17 protein-coding genes are annotated in these 20,136 nt (G+C 74.8%); 10 read left to right on the forward strand and 7 right to left on the reverse strand.

Annotated elements, in window-relative coordinates; all coding sequences use genetic code 11:
- Nucleotides 1–251 precede the first annotated feature (251 nt).
- Nucleotides 252–3,935, forward strand: a complete 3,684-nt coding sequence (locus AC3CHW_RS01230) for an nSTAND1 domain-containing NTPase (protein ID WP_488469232.1) — start codon at nt 252–254, stop codon at nt 3,933–3,935.
- Between the two features lie 111 nt (nt 3,936–4,046).
- Here the strand turns inward: AC3CHW_RS01230 and AC3CHW_RS01235 are convergent, their stop codons facing one another.
- A complete protein-coding gene (locus AC3CHW_RS01235; protein ID WP_176165560.1) occupies nt 4,047–4,349 on the reverse strand; it encodes a type II toxin-antitoxin system Phd/YefM family antitoxin in 303 nt (100 codons plus the stop codon).
- Between the two features lie 93 nt (nt 4,350–4,442).
- Here AC3CHW_RS01235 and AC3CHW_RS01240 point away from each other — a divergent pair, with 93 nt between their 5' ends.
- The 3 genes from AC3CHW_RS01240 (at nt 4,443) to AC3CHW_RS01250 (ending at nt 6,291) form a co-directional block, all read left to right on the forward strand.
- Nucleotides 4,443–5,078: an ATP-dependent Clp protease proteolytic subunit gene (locus AC3CHW_RS01240; RefSeq protein ID WP_398611722.1), complete on the forward strand. Its 636-nt coding sequence runs from the start codon at nt 4,443–4,445 to the stop codon at nt 5,076–5,078.
- Nucleotides 5,079–5,084: 6 nt separating this feature from the next.
- Nucleotides 5,085–5,393, forward strand: coding sequence for a hypothetical protein (locus AC3CHW_RS01245; RefSeq protein ID WP_176165559.1), 309 nt, complete (start codon nt 5,085–5,087; stop codon nt 5,391–5,393).
- A 424-nt stretch (nt 5,394–5,817) separates the two neighbouring features.
- A complete protein-coding gene (locus tag AC3CHW_RS01250; RefSeq protein WP_398611721.1) occupies nt 5,818–6,291 on the forward strand; it encodes a C40 family peptidase in 474 nt (157 codons plus the stop codon).
- Between the two features lie 144 nt (nt 6,292–6,435).
- Here the strand turns inward: AC3CHW_RS01250 and AC3CHW_RS01255 are convergent, their stop codons facing one another.
- Nucleotides 6,436–6,864, reverse strand: a complete 429-nt coding sequence (locus tag AC3CHW_RS01255; RefSeq protein ID WP_398611720.1) for an ATP-binding protein — start codon at nt 6,862–6,864, stop codon at nt 6,436–6,438.
- Nucleotides 6,865–7,086: 222 nt separating this feature from the next.
- Nucleotides 7,087–8,256 carry an 8-amino-7-oxononanoate synthase gene (locus AC3CHW_RS01260; protein ID WP_488469233.1) on the reverse strand — a complete coding sequence of 390 codons (1,170 nt, stop codon included), beginning with the start codon at nt 8,254–8,256 and terminating at the stop codon, nt 7,087–7,089.
- 147 nt (nt 8,257–8,403) lie between these two features.
- On the opposite strand from AC3CHW_RS01260, the gene bioB reads away from it, so the two are divergent.
- The 3 genes from bioB to bioD all read left to right on the forward strand — a co-directional run bounded on the left by bioB (nt 8,404) and on the right by bioD (nt 11,797).
- Nucleotides 8,404–9,681: a biotin synthase BioB gene (bioB, locus tag AC3CHW_RS01265; protein ID WP_488469234.1), complete on the forward strand. Its 1,278-nt coding sequence runs from the start codon at nt 8,404–8,406 to the stop codon at nt 9,679–9,681.
- Nucleotides 9,674–10,993 carry an adenosylmethionine--8-amino-7-oxononanoate transaminase gene (locus AC3CHW_RS01270; protein WP_488469235.1) on the forward strand — a complete coding sequence of 440 codons (1,320 nt, stop codon included), beginning with the start codon at nt 9,674–9,676 and terminating at the stop codon, nt 10,991–10,993. The genes bioB and AC3CHW_RS01270 overlap by 8 nt, the downstream gene beginning before the upstream one ends.
- Nucleotides 10,994–11,074: 81 nt before the next feature.
- Nucleotides 11,075–11,797 carry a dethiobiotin synthase gene (gene bioD / locus AC3CHW_RS01275; RefSeq protein WP_488469236.1) on the forward strand — a complete coding sequence of 241 codons (723 nt, stop codon included), beginning with the start codon at nt 11,075–11,077 and terminating at the stop codon, nt 11,795–11,797.
- Nucleotides 11,798–11,894: 97 nt separating this feature from the next.
- On the opposite strand, the gene AC3CHW_RS01280 is transcribed toward bioD, so the two are convergent.
- Entirely contained in the window at nt 11,895–12,824 is a 930-nt protein-coding gene (locus AC3CHW_RS01280; protein ID WP_488469237.1) for an oxidoreductase, read from the reverse strand.
- A 104-nt stretch (nt 12,825–12,928) separates the two neighbouring features.
- Here AC3CHW_RS01280 and AC3CHW_RS01285 point away from each other — a divergent pair, with 104 nt between their 5' ends.
- The 3 genes from AC3CHW_RS01285 to AC3CHW_RS01295 all read left to right on the forward strand — a co-directional run bounded on the left by AC3CHW_RS01285 (nt 12,929) and on the right by AC3CHW_RS01295 (nt 15,769).
- Nucleotides 12,929–13,531 carry a TetR family transcriptional regulator gene (locus tag AC3CHW_RS01285; RefSeq protein ID WP_488470931.1) on the forward strand — a complete coding sequence of 201 codons (603 nt, stop codon included), beginning with the start codon at nt 12,929–12,931 and terminating at the stop codon, nt 13,529–13,531.
- A 229-nt stretch (nt 13,532–13,760) separates the two neighbouring features.
- Nucleotides 13,761–14,408 carry a helix-turn-helix domain-containing protein gene (locus tag AC3CHW_RS01290; protein ID WP_488469238.1) on the forward strand — a complete coding sequence of 216 codons (648 nt, stop codon included), beginning with the start codon at nt 13,761–13,763 and terminating at the stop codon, nt 14,406–14,408.
- Nucleotides 14,405–15,769, forward strand: coding sequence for an MFS transporter (locus AC3CHW_RS01295; protein WP_488469239.1), 1,365 nt, complete (start codon nt 14,405–14,407; stop codon nt 15,767–15,769). Before AC3CHW_RS01290 ends, AC3CHW_RS01295 begins: the two co-directional genes overlap by 4 nt.
- A 7-nt stretch (nt 15,770–15,776) precedes the next feature.
- On the opposite strand, the gene AC3CHW_RS01300 is transcribed toward AC3CHW_RS01295, so the two are convergent.
- The 3 genes from AC3CHW_RS01300 to AC3CHW_RS01310 all read right to left on the reverse strand — a co-directional run bounded on the left by AC3CHW_RS01300 (nt 15,777) and on the right by AC3CHW_RS01310 (nt 19,946).
- Nucleotides 15,777–16,121 (reverse strand): hypothetical protein, encoded by a 345-nt coding sequence (locus AC3CHW_RS01300; RefSeq protein ID WP_488469240.1) that lies wholly within the window; start codon nt 16,119–16,121, stop codon nt 15,777–15,779.
- 205 nt (nt 16,122–16,326) lie between these two features.
- Nucleotides 16,327–17,601, reverse strand: a complete 1,275-nt coding sequence (locus tag AC3CHW_RS01305; RefSeq protein WP_488469241.1) for an acyltransferase family protein — start codon at nt 17,599–17,601, stop codon at nt 16,327–16,329.
- Complete coding sequence (locus AC3CHW_RS01310; protein WP_488469242.1) at nt 17,598–19,946, reverse strand: glycosyltransferase; 2,349 nt, start codon at nt 19,944–19,946, stop codon at nt 17,598–17,600. The genes AC3CHW_RS01305 and AC3CHW_RS01310 overlap by 4 nt, the downstream gene beginning before the upstream one ends.
- Nucleotides 19,947–20,136 lie beyond the last annotated feature (190 nt).

Genomic DNA, 20,136 nt, shown 5'->3' on the forward strand with positions numbered 1-20,136 from the left:
GCGCCTTGTCGCACGCGCGGCGTAGGAGCGCACATCAGCACAGCGCGGGAGGGCCGCCCACCACCGGGCGGCCCTCCCGTCGTCTGCCCTCCTCGCGTCCCGGTGACATTCCCCGTCCCGACGACGGCCACCGCGCGCCGCCGCCCCGCGCTTGGCCGGTCCGCGCCTTACCCCGCGCCGGGCGCCGTGCTGGAGTGGCCGCGTCACGCGAGCACAGGGGGGCGACGGGGGTGGGCCGTCGTGAGAATCCGGTGGACCCGAACGCGGGGCCGGTCCAGCAGTTCGCCGCGGCGCTGCGCGCGCTGCGCACCTCGGCCGGCCAACCGACGTACCGGGTCATGGCCGAGCGCGCCGGGTTCTCGGTGTCGACCATGTCGCGGGCGGCCGGCGGCGAGCAGTTCCCCTCGCTGCCGGTGACGCTGGCGTACGTACGGGCCTGCGGGGGCGACGCCGGCCAGTGGGAGCGGCGGTGGCGCGCGGCGTCGGCCGCGGTGGGCGCGCACCTGGCGGCCTCGGACGCGCTCCGCTCGCCCTACCGCGGCCTGGCCCGCTTCGAACCCGGTGACCACACCCGGTTCTTCGGGCGGGACCGGTTGACCGCCGAGTTGCTGCGGCGGGTGGCGGACCACCGGCTGGTCCCCGTCTTCGGCCCCTCCGGCAGCGGCAAGTCGTCGCTGCTGCGCGCGGGCCTCATCCCGCGTCTGCGGCAGGCGGCCCCGGACGGCGGGCGGCCGGCCGCGATCCGTGTCCTGACCCCCGGCGAGCACCCGGTGCGCGACCACGCCGGCGCGCTGACCGCGCGGGCGGCGGGGCCGGCGGCGCGGGCGCCGGACACGGTGGTCGTGGTCGACCAGTTCGAGGAGGTCTTCACGCTGTGCGCCGACCCCGCGGAGCGGGCGGAGTTCATCGACCTGCTGCTGGCGGCCGGACGGCCGGGCAGTGGGCTGCGGGTGGTCCTCGCGGTGCGCGCGGACTTCTACGGCCGCTTCCTCGAACACGGGCCGCTGGCCGCGGCGGCCCGCGACGCCGGGCTGCCGATCGGGCCGATGGGCCCGGAGGAGTTGCGCGAGGCGATCGTGGGGCCGGCCACGGCCGAGGGGTTGGTGGTCGAGCGGGCCCTGACGGCGCGACTGGTCAAGGAGGCGGCCGGCGAGGTGGGCGCGCTGCCCCTGCTCTCACACGCCCTCCTGGAGACCTGGCGCCGCCGCCGTGGGCGCACCCTGACCCTGGAGGCGTACGAGGCCGCGGGCGGCATCCAGGGGGCGCTCACCCAGACCGCCGAGGAGTCGTACGCGCGGCTGCCCGCCCGGCAGGCCGCCGTGGTCCGCCGCATCCTGTTGCGCCTGATCGCGCCGGGCGTCGGCGGCCCGGACACCCGGCGGCCGGTCGCGCGCCGGGAGTTGGACACCGGCGACCGCGCCACGGCGGCCGAGGCGCTGGAGGAACTGGCGCGCGCCCGACTGATCACCGTGGACGAGGACTGCGTGAGCCTGGCGCACGAGGCGCTCATCGACTCCTGGCCCCGGCTGCGGCGGTGGGTCGAGGAGGACCGCGAGCGGCTGGCCACCCACCGCCGGCTGACCCAGGACGCCGCGGCGTGGGAGGAACTCGGCCGCGACGCGGGGGCGCTGTACCGGGGCGCGCGGCTGAGCGGCGCCGAGGACGCCTTCGCGTCCGCCGCCGCGCGGGCCGACCTGACCGCGTTGGAGCGGGACTTCCTCACGGCCAGCCGCGCGACCCGCGACCGCGAGCAGCACGCCGCGGTGTGCACCGCGCGCAGGCTCGGCCAGTTCGCCGCCAGCGTCTCGGTGCTGCTGCTCGTCGCGCTGGTGGCCGGGCTCACCGCCTGGGACCAGTACCGGGACAGCGAACGGGAGCGCGAGCGGGCCGTGCGCGCCGGCCGGCTGGCCCTGTCCCGACAACTCGCGGCCCAGTCGGCCACCCTGCTCGGGGACAACCCCGACCTGGCCGCCCTGCTCGCCGTGCACGCCTACCGGGCCAGCCCCACCGAGGAGGCGACGGCCAGCCTCTACGCCGCCGCCGACCTGCCGCTGCGACGCCGGCTCCCGGTGGGCCGCGCGGTCGCCGCGGTGGCGTTCGCGCCCGACGGGCGCACCCTGGCCGTCAGCGACCGGGACGGCACCGTCACGCTGTGGAACGTGGCCAGCGGGCGCCGCCGCGCCACGCTCGCCGGCTCCGCCACGGGCGCCCGCTCGGCGGCCTTCAGCCCCGACGGGCGCACGCTGGCCGCCGGTTGCGGGGCCGGTGGAGCGGTGCGCCTGTGGGACGTGCGCGGCCAGCGCCCGCGGCCCCGGCTGGCCGGCCCGACCGCGGGCGCGGCGTGGGTGACGTTCAGCCCGGACGGGCGCACGCTGGCCACCAGCGGGCCACGGACGGCGACGAGGCTGTGGCGGGTGGCGGACGGGGCGCCGATGGTCGGGCCGGCGGGGCGGGGCGCGCCCGTGGGGCCGGTGGCGTTCGGCGCGGACGGCGGGCTGCTCGTGGGCGCCGGCGGGCACGGGGCCGTCCGCCTGTGGGACGTGGCGCGGGGCGCGCCCGGCGCGCGCCTGGTCGGCCACGCCGACGCGGTCGCCGCGGTGGCCGCGAGCGCCGACGGGCGCACGCTGGCCAGCGGCAGCGACGACGGTACGGTCCGCCTCTGGCCGCCGGCCGGCGGTCCGGCCCGCGCGACGCTGCGCGGCCACACCGGCCGGGTGACCTCGGTGGCGCTGGGCCCCGGCGGGCGCAACCTGGCCAGCGGCGCCACCGACGGGACCGTACGGGTGTGGGACGTGGCCGGCGCGCGGGCCAGGGCCACGTTCCCCGGCCACACCGGGCAGGTGACCTCGGTCGCGTACGCCCCGGGCGGGCGGCTGCTGGCCAGCGGTAGCGCGGACGGCACGGTGCGGCTGTGGGACGTGGCCGGCGGCAACTCGCGCACCACGCTCAGCGGCCACACCGGCGGGGTGGGCGCGGTGGCCTTCGACCCGCGCGGTCGGAACCTGGCCAGCGCCGGCGACGACGGCACGGTGCGGCTGTGGCACCGCAACGTGGGCAGGCCGCACTCGGTCCTGCGCGGGCACACGGGCCGCGTGGGCTCTCTCGCGTACGGCCCGGGCGGGCGGTTGCTGGCGGCCGGTGGCGTCGATGACGGGACGGTGTCGGTGTGGGACGCGCGGACGGGGCGGCGGGTGGCGCGGTTCGCCGGCGCGGAGGGGTGGGCCGTGTGGTCGGTGGCGTTCAGTCCCGACGGGCGCACGCTGGCCGCCGGTGGCTCGCGCGGCACCGTGCGGCTGTGGGACGTGTCCACCCGCACCGTACGGGCCACGCTGGCCGGGCACGGTCGGCGGGTGCGCTCGGTGGCGTTCAGCCCGGACGGGCGCACGCTGGCCAGCGCCGGCGACGACGGGCGGGTGCGGTTGTGGGACACGGCCTCCGGGCGGCCCCGGGGCTGGCTGCCCGCGCGCTCGCGGACGGTGGAGGCGCTGGCGTTCCGCCCCGACGGGCGGGAGCTGGTCGTCGGCGGCGGTGACGGCACCGTGCGCCGGTGGGACACGCGCGGGGGCAGGGCCAGGTTCACGTTCGCCACCCGGACGTCCTTCCTGGGGGCGATGGCGCTGCGGCCGGGTGGTGAAACGCTGGCCACGGGCAGCGGCACCGACGGCACGGTACGGCTGTGGGACCTGGCCACGGGCACCGCCCGGGCCACCCTCGCCGGGGACGCGAGGGCGTTGCGGTCGCTGGCCTACAGCCCCGACGGCCGCACCCTGGCCACCAGCAGCGAGGACGGCGCGGTGCGGCTGTGGGACGTGACGCTGCCCGGCCCGGCGCGCGTCATCGACGTCATCTGCCGCTCCATCGGCCGCGAGATCAGCCCGCGGGAGCGGGGCCTGTACCTGCCGGGTCAGCCGCAGCGGCCGGTGTGCTCGCGCTGAGGCGCGCGGACGCCCCGGCGAGCGCGCACGGCCTGGGGAGCGCGAGGCGGCGGCGCCTGCCGTAGCGGGGTCGCGGCGCTCGCTGACTGTGGACGTGGGCGGATGCCGCCCTCAGTCCCCGGTGCCCGGTCGTCGCCCGGTGCCCTCCGTACCGCGGTGTTCGGCCGCGATGCCGAAGCGGCGCCGTTCGCCCGCAGCGGACGTGCCCGGGCGCAGCGTGGAGACGGTGCTGATCACCTGATCGTCCGCGCCCGCCTCGGATTCTTCGAGTCGTTGCAGGTCAGCGGCGGATACCAGGGCCACGAGCGGCTTGCCGTGCCGAGTGACGACCACGCGCTCACCGCCGTACACCACGCGGTTGATCAGCTCCGCGAGCTCTGCCCTGGCTTGCGTCACCGGAATCTCGTAGGCCATGCTCCCCATCATAACGGGATGTACGTCCTGTACATTTTTTACGTACGGGCCGCCCCGTCGAGGCCGCTGGACGAGACGACGAGAGGTACCGCGATGGACCGCCCCACCGCCCGCTATGTCCTGCCCGAGTTCACCGAGCGCACCAGCACCGGGGTGCGCACCATGGACCCGTACTCCAAGCTCCTTGAGCAGCGCATCATCTTCCTCGGCACGCCGATCGACGACACCTCGGCCAACGACCTCATGGCCCAGTTCATGTACCTGGAGCACGCGGCGCCCGAGCAGGACATCTCGCTGTACATCAACTCCCCCGGCGGCTCCTTCACCGCGATGACCGCCGTCTACGACACGATGCGCTTCGTGACGTGCGACATCGAGACGGTGTGCCTGGGCCAGGCCGCGTCGGCCGCCGCGGTGCTGCTCGCCGCCGGCACGCCCGGCAAGCGGCTCGCGCTGCCCGGCGCGCGGGTGCTGATCCACCAGCCCTCGCTGAGCCAGCCCATCCAGGGCGAGACCTCGGACCTCCAGATCCACGCCAACGAACTGCTCCGCACCCGGGACCTGTTGGAACAGATGCTGGCCGAGCACACGGGGCAGCCCGTCGAGCGGGTACGCGACGACATCGAGCGCGACAAGATCTTCGACGCCCAGAGCGCCATGGAGTACGGGCTCGTGGACCGCCTCACCACCAGCCGCAAGCGCACCAGCGTGCCGCTGGGCCTGCGGTGACCGACCGTGCTGCCACCGGAGCTGCCCCCACTGCCCGCCCTCACGCACGCGGAGGGTGAACTGGTCGACCGCTACCTGGAGGCGGTGGACCTGCTCGGACGGATCAACCCGGCGCGCGGCCGGGACACCTACGGCAGCCTGCGCGCGGCGCAGGCGCTGGTGGCCAAGGCGGGCGCGCTGCGCGACGCGCTGACGCTCATGCACGACCGGGGCGAGGGCGAGTTGCACGCCGCGACGCTGGCGCGCGCCCTGCGGGTGCTGGACGGGGAGCGGCGCGCGGCACAGGTGACCGTGCCGCCAGAAGGGTCACCCTGAGCCCGGGTTTCCAACACCCCACCCCGGTTGGGCTCCTTCGTACGGCGTAGTGCGACCCGCGACGGGCACCGGCCCCGAGTTGCGCGCCCTGCGTCGCCGTCCGTCCGCCGCGTGCCTGGTCCGCGCGGTGCGGCGGCGGGAGCGTGACGGTCGAAAAGCACATGAAGCACTCCAACAGCCCTTACGTGACGAACATCACACACCACCTTTTCAGCTCGGAATCGCCGACCGGGTGCGTGACGATCCCTGGGACGACAAGCCCCCGTCGACAGCGACGGGGCGGCCCGGGCGGACGCCTGAACCCGCCGCCGTTCCGGGCGTCTGGTCGACGCCTGGGCATCGGCGGGGGCGGAGGCGCCCCGGGCCGCACGGCCGGGGCTCGGGCCAACGGCCCCCTTCGCGGGTGGCCGATGAAGGGTCGCGCATGTACACGCGCAAACGGACCAAGGTTCCTCTTCTGTCCCGGCTCGGCACCGCGTCGGCGCTCACCGCCGCCGCCGTCGGCACGTCCCTGCTGACGCCGTGGGCGCCGGAGGCCGTGGCGGCGGCGCCGGGCATGGACGCGCTGCGCGTAGCGGCCTCCAAGAAGGGCGCCCCGTACAAGTGGGGCGCCTCGGGGCCGCACCGCTTCGACTGCTCCGGGCTGACCCAGTACGCGTTCAAGCAGGCGGGCAAGAAGCTGCCGCGCACCGCCGCCGGGCAGTACAACAAGGCCCAGAAGGTGCCCACCACCACCCGCACCCGGGGCGACCTGGTCTTCTTCCGGTCCGGTCAATCCGTCTACCACGTGGGCATCTATGCGGGTCACGGCCGGATCTGGCACGCGCCCAAGACCGGTGCGGTGGTGCGCCTCGAACGGATCTGGAGCAGGAACGTCAGCTACGGGCGGGTGGGTTAGCCGGCCGGCACCGCACCACCGCCGCACAGCGCCCGGCTCCGTCGCTTTTCCGTCGCCTTTCCGTCCCCTCGCCGGCGCCGACGCGACGTGCCCGCGCGCGGCGCACCGAGGTGCGACCAGGGCCAGAGCGCGGGCCCGAGCCCGTCAGCACACCGGCGTGGCCCACGGCAGGGCGATCCACACCGTCTTGCCGCCCTCGGGCGTGCGCGTGAACGACAGTCGGCCGCCGGACTCCGCCATCAGGCAGCGGATGATGACCATGCCGCGGCCGTTGTCCTGCTGCACCGCGGCCGGCAGCCGGCGCGGGAAGCGCGGGTGGCTGTCCGTCACGCCGATGTGTAACCGCGCGTCGCGGTCGAGCACCACCTCGACGGTGAAGGTGGGCGACATGCCGCGGGTGTGCTGCACGGCGTTGGTGGCCAGCTCGGAGACGATCAGGCGCACCTTGTCGGCGGTGTCCGCGTCGGCCGGCAGCCCCCAGTCCGCGAGCACCGTGCTGACGTATCTTCGGGCGGCGGTGACCGACGCGGGCGCGCTCGGCAGGGTGACGGATGCTTCCTGGTGATCTGCCATGGCGACGATGTCCCTTTCGCACCGCGCGACCCGCCCCGGCGCCTGCGCCGTACGCGGAGTCGTACCGGCCCTCCGACGACTCTGCGCGTCAGGGTGCCACCCGCGGCGGTGGGGTGGTCCGCCATCCCCGGGGATACTCGGAAATCTGTCCCTCGAAGCGGTGAACTCTCTTATCCAGGACGGGTTTTCGGCCGCCGAACCGGTAAGTGGGAGCCGCCGGCGTCAGGCCGTCGCCGCGATCGTGGCGACGGCGGTGGCCACCTGTTCGTCCGTCAGGTCGGCGCGGGCGGTGAGCCGCAGCCGGGAGATGCCGTCCGGCACCGACGGGGGCCGGAAGCAGCCCACCACCAGGCCCGCCGCGCGGCACCGCGCGGCCCAGGCGAGCGCCTCGTCCGGGGACGGGGCGCGGACGGAGACGACGGCGGCGTCCGGACGCACGGCTTCGAGCCCCGCGTCCGACAGCCGGCGGTAGAGCGCGCCGGCCACGGCACGCACCCGCTCGGCGCGCTCCGGTTCGCGGCGCAACAGCCGTAGGGCGGCCAGGGCCGCTCCGGTGGCGGCCGGGTTGAGGCCGGTGTCGAAGATGAAGGTGCGGGCCGCGTTGACCAGGTGCTCGATGACCCGCGCCGGGCCGAGCACCGCACCGCCCTGGCTGCCGAGCGACTTGGAGAGGGTGACGGTGGCGACCACGTCGGGCGCCCCGGCGAGCCCCGCGGTGTGCGCCGCGCCGCGCCCCCGCGCGCCGAGCACGCCCAGGCCGTGGGCGTCGTCGATGAGCAGCCCCGCTCCGTGTTCGCGGCAGGCGGCGGCCAGGTCGGGCAGCGGGGCGGCGTCGCCGTCCACGGAGAACAGGGCGTCGGTGACGGCCAGCGCCGACGCGTAGCGCCCGGGCGGCTGGTCGAGGAGCTTGCGCACGGCGGCCGGGTCGGCGTGCGGGGCGACCAGGGTGTGGGCGCGGGAGAGCCGGCAGCCGTCGATGAGCGAGGCGTGGTTGTCGGCGTCGGAGACGATCAGCGACTCGCGGGAGCTGAGCGCGGTGACGGCGGCGAGGTTGGCCGCGTACCCGGAGGAGAAGACCAGGGCCGCCTCGAAGCCACAGAAGGCGGCCAGTTCCGTCTCCAGTTCCCCGTGCAGCGCCGTGGTGCCGGTGACCAGGCGGGAACCGGTCGAGCCCGCGCCCCAGCGCTCGGCCGCCGCCGCGGCGGCGGCCGTCACCTCGGGGTGCCTGGCAAGGCCGAGGTAGTCGTTGCTGGCCAGGTCGAGCAGTGACGACGTGGCCTGCCGGGGGCGCAGGGTACGCACGAGCCCGGCGCGCTCGCGCTCGGCGCGCCGCGCGTCGAGCCAGCCGAACGCGCCCTCGGCCTGGGCTGCGGGCGGAACGTGCTCAGGCATCGGCCATCCCTCGGGTTCTGTGGGGTTCGCATAGAACGTATCCGGCCACGCGTCCGGGCAGGGTGTGGTGATGCACACACGTCCAACCGGCGTCGTTGTGCGATCTCTCCTTGGCCGCGGGCGGCGCCATGAGACAGGATCAGCGCCATGGATCTGCTGAAGACGCTGGTGGACAAGGGGTTGCGGCGCGAGATGCCCACCCGGGACGAGGCACTCGCCGTGTTGGCGACGTCCGACGACGAGCTGATGGACGTGGTGGCCGCCGCCGGTCGCGTGCGCCGCGAGTGGTTCGGGCGCCGGGTGAAGCTCAACTACCTGGTGAACCTCAAGTCGGGGTTGTGCCCCGAGGACTGTTCGTACTGCTCGCAGCGGCTCGGGTCGAAGGCCGAGATCCTCAAGTACACCTGGCTGGGGGCTGACGAGGCGTCGAAGGCCGCCGCGGCCGGTGTGGCCGGTGGCGCCAAGCGGGTCTGCCTGGTCGCCAGCGGGCGCGGGCCCACCGACCGCGACGTGGACCGGGTCTCGAAGACGATCGCGGCCATCAAGGAACAGAACGAGGGCGTGGAGGTGTGCGCGTGCCTCGGCCTGCTGTCCGACGGGCAGGCGGAGCGGCTGCGCGCGGCCGGCGCCGACGCGTACAACCACAACCTCAACACCTCCGAGGCGACCTACGGCGCCATCACGAGCACCCACACCTACGCGGACCGGGTCGAAACCGTCCAACAGGCGCAGGCGGCGGGGATGTCCGCCTGCTCGGGTCTCATCGCGGGCATGGGCGAGAGCGACGCCGACCTGGTGGACGTGGTCTTCTCGCTCCGTGAGCTCGACCCGGACTCGGTGCCGGTCAACTTCCTGATCCCGTTCGAGGGCACGCCGCTGGCCAAGGAGTGGCACCTGACGCCGCAGCGCTGCCTGCGCATCCTGGCGATGGTGCGGTTCGTCTGCCCCGACGTGGAGGTGCGTCTGGCCGGCGGGCGCGAGTTGCACCTGCGTACGTTGCAGCCGCTGGCGCTGCACCTGGTCAACTCGATCTTCCTCGGCGACTACCTGACGAGCGAGGGCCAGGCGGGCAAGGACGACCTGGCGATGATCGCCGATGCCGGGTTCGAGGTGGAGGAGGCGGGCACGACGACGCTGCCGCGACACCGGGCCGACGCGCTGGCCGCGGGTCCCTGCGGCTCGCACGCCTCCCAGGCCGACGGCGCGGCGGCCACCGAGGCCGGCACGGCCGGCGGTTGCGGCGGGCACGGCGGTGGCGGGCACGGCGGTGGCTGTGGCCCGTGTGGCGCGGACGGCGCCCCGGCGCGGGAGCCCGAGCCGGTCGGCGCGACGGCCGGTGGCACGAAGGCGGGCGAGGGCTCGCACGCCGACCTGGTGTCGGTGCGCCGCCGTGGAGCGGGAACGGACCTGCCGCCCAATGCCTGAGCCGATGAGCCCCGCGCACCTCCTCGACCTGGACCAGCGGCACGTGTGGCACCCGTACGGGCCGATGCCCGGGCGGCAGCGCCCGCTGCTGGTGGAGTCCGCGTCCGGGGTCAGGCTGCGGCTGGCGGAGCCGGTGGAGGGCGTCGGCGAACTGGTCGACGGGATGGCGTCGTGGTGGTCGGCCATCCACGGCTACAACCACCCGGTGCTCGACGAGGCCGCGCGGGACCAGTTGGGCCGGATGAGCCACGTGATGTTCGGCGGGCTCACCCACGAGCCCGCCATCCGGCTGGCCAGCAAGCTGGTGGAGATCACGCCCGAGGGGCTTGAGCACGTCTTCCTGGCCGACTCCGGCTCGGTGTCGGTCGAGGTCGCGATCAAGATGTGCCTCCAGTACTGGCGTTCGGTCGGCAAGCCGGCCAAGCAGCGGCTGCTCACCTGGCGCGGCGGCTACCACGGCGACACCTGGCAGCCGATGTCGGTGTGCGACCCGGTCGGCGGCATGCACCAGATCTGGCAGGGCGTGCTGCCCCAGCAGGTCTTCGCGGACCAGCCGCCCGCCGGCTTCGACGCCGAACCCGACGCCGGCTACGTCGACTCGCTGCGCGCGCTGATAGCCCAACACGCCGAGGAGTTGGCGGCGGTCATCGTCGAGCCGGTGGTGCAGAACGCGGGGGGCATGCGCTTCCACTCCCCCGGCTACCTGCGCGCGCTGCGGGCGGCGTGCGACGAGTACGGGGTGCTGCTGGTCTTCGACGAGATCGCCACCGGCTTCGGCCGCACCGGCGCGCTCTTCGCGGCCGACCACGCGGGGGTCACCCCGGACGTGATGTGCGTGGGCAAGGCGCTCACCGGCGGCTACCTCACCCTGGCTGCTGCCCTGTGCACGCCGCGGGTGGCCGAGGGCATATCCCAGGGCGAGGTGCCGGTGCTCGCGCACGGGCCCACCTTCATGGGCAACCCGCTGGCCACCGCGGTCGCCAACGCCTCCATCGACCTGCTGCTGTCCGGCGACTGGCAGACCGGCGTGAAGCGCGTCGAGGCCGGCCTCCGCGAGGGCCTGGCCGAGGCCGCCGAACTGCCGGGCGTGGCATCGGTACGGGTGCTCGGCGCGATCGGCGTCATCCAGTTGGAGCGCCCGTTGGACGAGGCGCGGATGGCGGCGGCCTCCCGGGCGGCGATCCGGAGCGGTGTGTGGTTGCGCCCCTTCCGCGACCTGATCTACACGATGCCGCCGTACGTCACCGACGACGCGGACCTGGCCCGCATCACGGCGGCCATGCTCGCCGCCGCGCACGCGAGCGAGAACTGACCGCCTCCCGTGGGGACGCCACCACTCGGCGCCCCCACGGGAGAGCACGACAGAGCACGACAGAAAGGCGTGGACCGCACGATGAGCACGGTGATCGTCACCGGCACGGACACGGAGATCGGCAAGACCGTGACGACGGCAGCCGTGGCCGCCGTCGCCCTGGCACACGGCCGCTCGGTGGCCGTGCTCAAGCCGGCGCAGACCGGCATGGAAGCGGGCGAGCCGGGCGACGTGGCCGAGGTGCGGCGGCTGGCCGGCGAGGCCGTGACCGGAGCCGAGTTGGCCCGCTACCCCGACCCGCTGGCCCCGGCCACGGCCGCCCGCCGCGCCGGGCGCGCGCCGGTTCGCCCGCGCGAGGTCGAACGGGAGGCCCGGAAGCTGGCCGAGAGCCACGACCTGGTGCTGATCGAGGGCGCTGGCGGCTTGCTCGTACGCCTCGACGACGCGGGTTCCACGCTGGCGGACGTGGCCCAACTGCTGGCCGCGCCGGTGCTCGTGGTGGCGCGCGCGGGCCTGGGCACGCTCAACGCCGCGGCGCTGACCACGGAGGCCCTGCGCTCGCGCGACCTGACCTGTCTCGGCATCGTCTTCGGCAGCTTCCCGCACTCCCCCGACCTCGCCACCCGCTGCAACCTCGCGGACATGCCCGAGGTGGCGGACGCCCCGCTGATCGGCGCCCTGCCCGAGGGCGCCGGCGCCCTGCCACCGGCGGACTTCCGCGCGGCGGCGGCCGACTGGCTGGCCCCGGCCCTGTCCGGCACCTGGAACGCCACCACGTTCGCGGCCTCGCTGCACGGGGCGTAACCCGTTTCTCACCGCGCCGCCCCGCCGGCGCCCAGGGCTCGGCGGGGCCGGCCCGCGCTGGGCGTGCGGGGCTCGGCCCCGCGCCGGCGCGGCCGGCTCAGTCGGCGTTCACCAGGGCGTAGCGCACGTCCGTCAGCTCCTCCGACAACTCCCACAGCCGGCGGCCGACGGCCGCGTCGTCCGCCGTGGCGGACGGGCGGACGCGGGTCGGCGCGCCGCGTAGTTCGCCCGGTCCGGCCGGCCCGATGAACTCGCCGCCGGCCACGTCCGGGGCCGTCGCCGCGTACAACTGGGGTAGCGCGCCGCGCTCCGCGCGCTGGGCGAAGATCGGCGTGGCGATGCCGAGCAGGAGCCGCCAACGGCCGACCGGCGCGCTGCTCTGCAGGTTGGTGGCCGTGTACCCGGGGTGGGCGAGCACGCTGCGCACCGGGCTGTGGGCCGCGCTCAACCGGCGGTGCAACTCCCGCCCGAAGACGGCGTTGGCGAGCTTCGACTGGTTGTAGAACGCCATGGGCGCGTAACCCCGCTCGCCGTGGATGTCGTCGAAGCGCAGGCGCGCCTTGTGGTGGTTGATCGAACTGACCGTCACCACGCGTGGATCGCGTCCCGCGGCCAGCGCGCCCAACAGGAGCCCGGTGAGCGCGAAGTGGCCGAGGTGGTTGCAGGCGAACTGCACCTCGTGGCCCTGTGCGCTGAGCGACCTGGGCGGCGCCATCACGCCCGCGTTGTTGACGAGCAGGTCCAACCGCGGGTGGTCGGCGCGCAACCGCTCGGCGAAGGCGCGGACCGAGTCGAGGTCGGCGAGGTCGAGCGGGCGCACCTCAAGGCTGGCGCTCGGTTGCTCGGCGGTGATCCGCGCGACGGCCCGGCGCCCCTTCTCCTCGTCCCGTACGGCGAGTACGACGTGCCCGCCGTGGCGGGCGAGGGCCCGGGTCGTGGCCAGGCCGAGGCCGCTGTTGGCCCCGGTCACCACGCACACCCGCCCGCTCTGGTCCGGCATCTGCTCGGCGCTCCACTGCTGTTTCATGCGGCACAGATTGCCTTTTGTGTCACTCGGTGTCAAGCAGTCACCGAGTGACATGCGGGGCATGGGGTTACGATGACGGGGTGAGTTCCCGCCCCGAAGTGAGCATGGCCGAGCGCAAGCGGCAGCTCGTCGCGCACGAGCTGACCGAGGCGGCGCTGCAACTGCTGGCGCGGGAGGGGTTCGACGCGGTCACCATCGACGAGATCGCCACCACCGCTGGCGTGTCCAAGCGGACCTTCTTCCGCTACTTCGCGTCGAAGGAGGACGTGGTCGTCCAGCTCCTGGCCGACCTCGGCGCCGGCATGCGCACCGAGCTGGCGGCCCGCCCCACCGACGAACGCCCCTCGGCCGCGCTGCTGGCCGCCGTGCGGGTGCCCATCGCCGCCTGCGGCGACCACGTGGACCGGGCACTGGGCGTGGTCCAACTCATCCTGCGCACCCCGGCCCTGCTCGGACGCTTCCTGGAGCGACAGGCGCAGTGGCGCCAGGAGTTGACGCGGGAGCTGGCGGACCGACTCGGGCTCGACGCCGACGCGGAGCTGTACCCGCGCCTGGCCGCCGGCATGGCCCTCACCGCCTTCGACGCCGTACTGCACCGTTGGAGCGCCAGCGACGGCCGCGAGGACCCCATCGCGCTGCTCGACGACGCCTTCGCCGTCATCGCCCCGGCGTTGGACGCCACGGACGGACACGCCTCGACCAACTGAGGCTTCATTGGCGGGAGTTCACGTCGCGTCGATGACGGTCGGCGCCGCCCTTCGACGGGCGCGTACGACCCGGGAACCACGGCCCCGCCGGCTCCGGCGCGGCCCGACACCGCCGCCCCGGCCCCGCGCCCACCCCACGAACAAGGCCCCGGCTCGCCCAGGGCAGATCCCCAAAGAAATTCTGCAAAAATACTTTTGCAAACCCACTGCACCGTTCTAGCCTCCCGTCATGCCGAGCGACGAACAACAACGACGCGTACTCGACCCCGAGCGGGACGCGGCGGCCCTGAAGGTCCTGACGCACCCGTTGCGCATCCGACTCCTGGGCCTGTTGCGCCAGGACGGTCCGGCCACCGCGAGTGAGCTGGCGGTCAGGACCGGCGAGTCGTCCGCTTCCACCAGCTACCACCTGCGCGTCCTGGCGAAGTACGCGTTCGTGGCCGAGGCCGAGCACCGGGACGGGCGGGAGCGCCGATGGCGGGCCGTGCACGCCGTGACCTCCTGGAGCAACACGGCCATGGAAGCCTCCCCAGGCAGCCGTGCCTACGTCAGCGTGTCGCGCAGGGCCCAGGTCGAGCACCTGGAGGCATCGCTCGCCCGGCACGAGGCCGACGTCGCCGAGGGGCGGCTGGGGCAGGAGTGGGTGGAGCCGTCCGGGATCAGTGATCTGGTGCCCCGGCTGACCCCCGAGTCGCTCACCGAACTCTGGGAGGCGCTCGACCGGAAACTGGAGGAGCTGACCGCCCGTGACGCGCACGACCCGCGCGCCACCCAGGTCGTCCTCCTGACCGCCGGGCTTCCCCTGGCCCCCCGCGACCACGGCACGGAGCCGGACGCGCCCTCCCCCACCGCGCCACACGCCGACGACGCGTCATGACGGAGCCGCTGGTCATACGCGCCGCGCGGCGCCGCTACAGCACGGTCTGCGTGCTGTTCTGGCTGCCGCTGGGGCTGGCCATCGCTCCCCAGGTCCTGCTGTTCACCGAGCGCGGCATGACCATGGCGGCCATCGCGGGGTTCTTCGCCGCGCACTCCCTGACCGCCGCCGCGCTGGAGCTGCCCACCGGCGGGCTGTCCGACGTCCTCGGCCGGCGTGCCGTCCTGGCCACCGCCGGCCTGCTCAACCTGGTGGCCCTGGTCCTGGTGGGCCTGGGCACCGCTCCCTGGCTGCTCGGCCTGGGCATGGCCCTGGTGGGCGCGGGACGTGCCCTGTCCAGCGGGCCGGCCGAAGCCTGGTACGTGGACACCGTCCAGGCGCACTGCGGGCCCGACGCCGAGTTGCGCACCGGTCTGGCCCGCGGCGCCGCCGCGACCTCGGCCGCGCTCGCCACCGGAACCCTCGTCGGCGGCGCCCTGCCCTGGCTGCTCGGGCTCGGCCCCGACCTCGGCGCCCAACTGAGCGCGGCGACCTCCGGGTCGGTGCTGCCGCTCTCCGTTCCGATGTTGTTGGGCGCGGCGGTCGAGGTCGTCTTCGTGCTGTACGTCCTGACCGCGCTGCGGGAGCCACCCCGGCCGGCAGCCACCGCGCACGACGTACTCCGAGGCGTCCCTGCCACGGTGCTGGACGGGCTGCGGCTGGGCAGCCGCGACGGGCTGGTCCGACGCGTGCTCCTCAGCGCGGGGGCCGCCGGCGGAGCGCTGGCCACCGTCGAGTTGCTCACGCCGGGCCGCGCCGCGGCCCTCACGGGCACGACCGAGTCGGGGGCGGTGCTCTTCGCCACCCTCGCCTGCGCCGGGTACCTCTGCCACGCCCTGGGCAGTCACCTCGCCCCGCTGACCGCCCGGCTCGCGGGCGGTTCCGAACGCGCGATCCTGGTGAGCCTCGGCGGCGGCGCGAGCGGCGTGCTGCTGCTCGGCGCCACCGCCGCGTTCCAGACAGTGGCCTCCACGGTCCTCGCGGCCGTCGGCTACGCCCTGGTCTACCTCGGCCTCGGCGCGGCGGGGCCGAGCGAGAACGACCTCCTTCACCGCCGTGTGGCCAGCGCCGGCCGGGCCACGGCACTGTCCGTCCAGTCCCTCGCGCTGCAACTGACGGCGGCTCTGACCGGCTTGGTCATCGGCTTCCTCCCGGCGGGCCCGCCGCGCTGGCTGCTCGGCGGCACCGTGCTGCTCACCGGGGCCGTGCTGTGGATCCGGCGGGGCGGGCCGACGCCCCCCGCTCCCAGCGCGACGCCCGAGCCGCAGGCCGCCTCGCCCGCCCTGAGCGCCGCCAACTCTGCCCCGGCGGCAGGCAGTTGATCGGATCCTACGCCTGACCCAGCATCGAGAACGCCCAGCCGATCGCGACCAGCGGCACCACGATGGCCAGCACGCCAAGCGCTACCCCGGCCCGGGCCCGGTGGCGGTCGGCCGCTGTCTGGTCCCGCATCCGGGCCAGCGCTGTGGTGCCCGAGACGACCGCGCAGATTCCCGTGGGCAGCACGAAGTACGCCGGTACGACGCGGACCCACGCCGAGGCCACGGCCGGCAACAGCGGACAGCCCATCAGGGTGACGGCGGCGATGCCCAGGAGCAGCGACGCCGTGCCCGTCGGCTGCGCCGCCGCCACCTGGTGCTCGCGCGCGCGGACGGTCCGCTCTACGGAACTCATGCTCCGAGAGGCTAGGCGGCGGGCGGCGGGCGCCACGTGGGCGCGGCTACCTAGATCGTCCTGAGTAGTCCCGCCGGGTCGGCGGCGTTCCGCGCGGTCTCTCCGGGCCGGCCCAGCCTCCGTACGGCCGCGGGCCCCCGCCCGTCGGTGGGTCGTGGGAACGAACGGGCGGGTGCCCGGCCGGGGCGGCCGGCCGGGCCGGCGGTCAGCGGGCCACCTCCGGGTAGAAGTCGCGCGGCTTGCCCGACGAGTCCTTCAACCTGCCGAGGAGGCTCGACGGGTACTCGACGAACCAGTAGCTCGCCACCGCCACGGGGATCGACACCGCCAGCACGATGAGCAGCGCGAGCGGAAAGCCCTCCGGTCCCTGCGGCAGCAGGCCGACCTTGTGCGCCTGGAGCATGATCGGCTCGTGCCAGATGAAGAGGCTGTAGCTGACCAGGCCGGTGCCGGTGAGCCACCGGGTGTGCAGCACCCGGTGCCAGCGCACCCGCTGCGCCGCCTGCAGGGTGCTGTAGAGCAGTACGACCCACAACAGGCTGGCGAGGGGGTGGTAGAAGGCGAACACGAGGTTCTCCGGCGCCGAGTACAGCGAGAGCGCGAAGAGGCCGACCGCCGAGGCCGCCGACAGGGCCGCCGAGCACCAGCCCGGCAGCTTGCCCCGGCCGTCGAGCGCCACCATCAGCACGGCCAGGCCCATGCCGGCCGCGAAGCCGCCGAAGCGGGCCTGCGGCCCGAAGTAGGCCGCCCAGTCGGTGTGCGGCACGCCCCACGCGTAGCGGGCCACGGCGAGCCATACCAGGGGGACGGCGAACAGGACGGCGCAGCCGGCGGCGCACAGCGCCGCGCGCCCGCCGCGCGTGCCGATCCTCCCGCAGGCGCGCACCGCCAGCGGCCCGATGGCCACCAGCGTCAGGTAGAAGACGATCTCCAGCGAGAGCGACCAGGTGGGGCCGAGGGTGTAGAAGATCCGGTCGCTGTCGAAGACGTGCGTGAACGTCAGGTGCTCCACCAGGTCCCGCCAGTCGCCCGGCAGGGACGGGTTGCGCGAGGCCCACACCACCAGGACGGCCAGGAAGTACAGCGGCACGATGCGGATAGCGCGCCGGAACAGGAACAGCCGGGCCGGGCGCACCGGGCCCCGGTCGATCGCGGCGCGCGCGTAGGAGAGCGTGAGCAGGTACGCGGACAGGACGAAGAAGAAGTCGATGACCTCAAGGGAGATCAGGGCTCCGAGGAACCGGTTGTCCAGCGGCGGGTGGGAGCCGCGCGCGTCGTAGGTGTGGTACTGCTGCCAGACGTGGAAGAGGACCGTGCTGAGCGCGGCGATCCCACGGAAGCTCTGGATCTCGGTGGCGCCGGCGCGCGCGGGCGCGGCGGCGGCCTCGGCCCGGACGGCGTCCGCGCCACGCGCGGCCTTCTCGCGCCGGGGGGCCGGGATGCGCGCTGACAGGTCGGTCGGGGGCGGGGCTGCGGTCACGGCCTGGCCACCGCCTTCGCGGCGGCCCGCGGCGTGACGCGCCACTGCCGGTCCCCCAACGCCTCCTTGAGGTGGGCCTGTCGGGCCACGATGTTCTTGAAGTGGGAGTAGAAGAAGGTCGACACGAACAGGTAGCGCCAGAACCAGGCGCGCCGGCGGCGCAGTTCGGGCACCGCGAGCCGCCAGGCGAAGCACGCCTGCACCACGCCGGCCGACAGTGTGAACAGCATGGCGAGGACGCAGATCGGCACCGCCCAGTCGAGTTCGCCCGGGCCGCCGGCGCGCCAGATCGAGTACAGCAGGATGGGCAGGATCTGCAGGGTCAGCCAGGGTTGGACCTCGCGCCAGCCGAGCAGGACGGTCAGGCCGAGCTTCTGCCGCGCGGTGAAGACGGGCGAGCGCAGGGCGCGCCACAGGTGCTTGAGGGAGACCTGGAGCCAACCCTGCGCCCAGCGGGAGCGCTGGTTCCACAGCGGCCCGAGTTGGGTGGGGGCCAACTCGCGGGAGATGAGAGTGCGGTCCATCGCGAACCGGGCGCCCTCGCCGAGCGCGCGCAGCGTGGAGTCGATGTCCTCGGTGAGCATCGAGCCGTGCATGCGGGTACGGGCCAGCAGATCGGTGCGCCAGAAGCCGTTGGAGCCGCCGAAGACCCCGAAGCCGTACATGCGGGTGCGCCCCGGGTGGCTCACGGCGTAGATGGCCTCGAACTCCACGGCGACCAGGCGGGCCACCCAGGAGCTGTCGCCGTTGCGGATCACGCAGTGGCCCTGCACCACGTCGTAGCCGTTGGACAGCCAGTGCCAGGCGTGTTGGAAGGCGTCGCGGGCCGGGTGGTGGTCGGCGTCGAAGATGCCCACCATCTCGCCGCGGACCCGGGTGACGGCCGCGTTGATGTTCTGCGCCTTGGATGTGCTGCCGACCACCGGCAGCAGCACCAGGCGCGGGTCGCGGCGGGCGATCTCGCGCAGCGTCTCCTCGACGGGCAGCGGGTGCGGGGTGTTGTACGCGAGGACGATCTCCAACTCGCCGGGGTAGTCGAGTTGGAGGAAGGATTCGACGGTGTCCACGATGGTCGCCGCCTCATTGGGCAGGTAGGCGGCGATGACGGCGCTGGCCGGCGGGTAGGGCTGGGCCGGCCGCTGTGGTCTCGGGGTCGCGTCCAGCGCGTACAGGCACTCCAGGACGATCAGCGCGGCGGAGACCAGCAGGCCGGCGACCACGACCCAGTACACGACGGAGCCCACGTCCCAGCCGTGCGCGTAGGTCTGCTGGTAGAAGACGAACGGCGCGCCGACGCCGAGGGCCAGCACGAGCAGCGGCGACAGGGTGTTCAGCAACAACTTGACTGCCGCGCCGAGCGAACGGCGTGGGCGGCGGTGCCGGTCCGGCTGGGCGCGCATCCACGGCGCGTACAGCACCGGCCGCAGGTCGCGGTGGCGGATGGCCTCGGCGACCGCGTCCTTGGCGCGTTCGACGGGCTGCTCGCGCCGCGCGCAGCCGGCCAGCGGGGCCCAGCCGACGGCGGGGGTCAGGCGCACGTTCTCGTCGGCGACGATGAAGCGGGTCCCGGCGACCTGGCGGGCGAAGTCCTGGAGGGTGGCGCGCGCCGTGTCCTCGTCGACGCCGGGCAGCAGCATCAGCAGGTGGCCGTCGTCGTCCCAGCCCAGCCGGCCGCTCGGGCCGCCGGTGCGCTCGGCGACGCCGGCCAGCCGCTCGGCGACCTCGCGCCGCACGCGCTGGCCCAGGCGCGCTTCCAGGGCGGGCATCTCGGCGACGGCGACCACGGCCAGCACCCCGGCGCGGCGCCCGGCCACCGGGCGCCCCAGCTCCCGGTCGAGTTCGTCGAGGAAGTGCGGGCTTGAGTACAGGCCGGTGCGCGGGTCGAGCAGGAGGCTCTCGACCGGCACCGGCACCCGACGCAGCTTGGCCTCGATGCGCGCGGACAGCTCCGCGGGGTCGGAGGTCTCGGCGACGCAGTCGTCGGCCCCGTGGCGCAGCACGTCCACCACGCCGGCGGGTCCCGACCGGGCGGTGACGACGAGCAGCGGCAACGCCCGGCCGGCGGGCGCGGCCCGTACCTCGCGGACCACGGCGAGCCCCGCGCGTTCGTCGTCGAGCGCGACGATGGCGTCCGGCGGGGCCTGTTGGAGGCGGGCGCTGACCTGGCCCGGTTCGGCGTGGCTCACCTCGTGACCGGTGGAGAGCAGCGTCTGGGTGAGCCGTTCCAGACGCTGCCCGGGTATCCCGACGGCCAGCACGTGCCCGCCGGGGCGGGATACGCCCTGCCGCGTCCCGTGCGGAGCCGGTGGCGCGTCCGGTGCGTGGGGGTGGTGCGAAGTGAGCACCTGAGGGTGTCCTTCCTGCCAGGGGGCGCGCGGCCCGTCGCGAACGCCGGGCCGCGCGGCGGCTGGCGTGGACGGGTCCGCCGCGCGCCTCCGTGGACGATCGCGACGGTGTGGTGGTGGGGGCGTACCGCGACGAGCGGCGCGCACGGTGGGCCGTACGGGCCGTACGAGCCGTGCCACGTACGGGCCG

The sequence above is a fragment of the Streptomyces sp. MGP-BFMKR1 genome (genome assembly GCF_057766585.1).

What these genes read in the sequence shown, in the direction of transcription:
- AC3CHW_RS01235 (WP_176165560.1), bottom strand. Translation starts at nt 4,349, where the DNA reads ATGGCCTACGAGATTCCGGTGACGCAAGCCAGGGCAGAGCTCGCGGAG.
- AC3CHW_RS01240 (WP_398611722.1), top strand. Translation starts at nt 4,443, where the DNA reads ATGGACCGCCCCACCGCCCGCTATGTCCTGCCCGAGTTCACCGAGCGC.
- AC3CHW_RS01250 (WP_398611721.1), top strand. Translation starts at nt 5,818, where the DNA reads ATGTACACGCGCAAACGGACCAAGGTTCCTCTTCTGTCCCGGCTCGGC.
- AC3CHW_RS01255 (WP_398611720.1), bottom strand. Translation starts at nt 6,864, where the DNA reads ATGGCAGATCACCAGGAAGCATCCGTCACCCTGCCGAGCGCGCCCGCG.
- AC3CHW_RS01260 (WP_488469233.1), bottom strand. Translation starts at nt 8,256, where the DNA reads ATGCCTGAGCACGTTCCGCCCGCAGCCCAGGCCGAGGGCGCGTTCGGC.
- bioB (WP_488469234.1), top strand. Translation starts at nt 8,404, where the DNA reads ATGGATCTGCTGAAGACGCTGGTGGACAAGGGGTTGCGGCGCGAGATG.
- AC3CHW_RS01270 (WP_488469235.1), top strand. Translation starts at nt 9,674, where the DNA reads ATGCCTGAGCCGATGAGCCCCGCGCACCTCCTCGACCTGGACCAGCGG.
- bioD (WP_488469236.1), top strand. Translation starts at nt 11,075, where the DNA reads ATGAGCACGGTGATCGTCACCGGCACGGACACGGAGATCGGCAAGACC.
- AC3CHW_RS01280 (WP_488469237.1), bottom strand. Translation starts at nt 12,824, where the DNA reads ATGAAACAGCAGTGGAGCGCCGAGCAGATGCCGGACCAGAGCGGGCGG.
- AC3CHW_RS01285 (WP_488470931.1), top strand. Translation starts at nt 12,929, where the DNA reads ATGGCCGAGCGCAAGCGGCAGCTCGTCGCGCACGAGCTGACCGAGGCG.
- AC3CHW_RS01290 (WP_488469238.1), top strand. Translation starts at nt 13,761, where the DNA reads ATGCCGAGCGACGAACAACAACGACGCGTACTCGACCCCGAGCGGGAC.
- AC3CHW_RS01295 (WP_488469239.1), top strand. Translation starts at nt 14,405, where the DNA reads ATGACGGAGCCGCTGGTCATACGCGCCGCGCGGCGCCGCTACAGCACG.
- AC3CHW_RS01300 (WP_488469240.1), bottom strand. Translation starts at nt 16,121, where the DNA reads ATGAGTTCCGTAGAGCGGACCGTCCGCGCGCGCGAGCACCAGGTGGCG.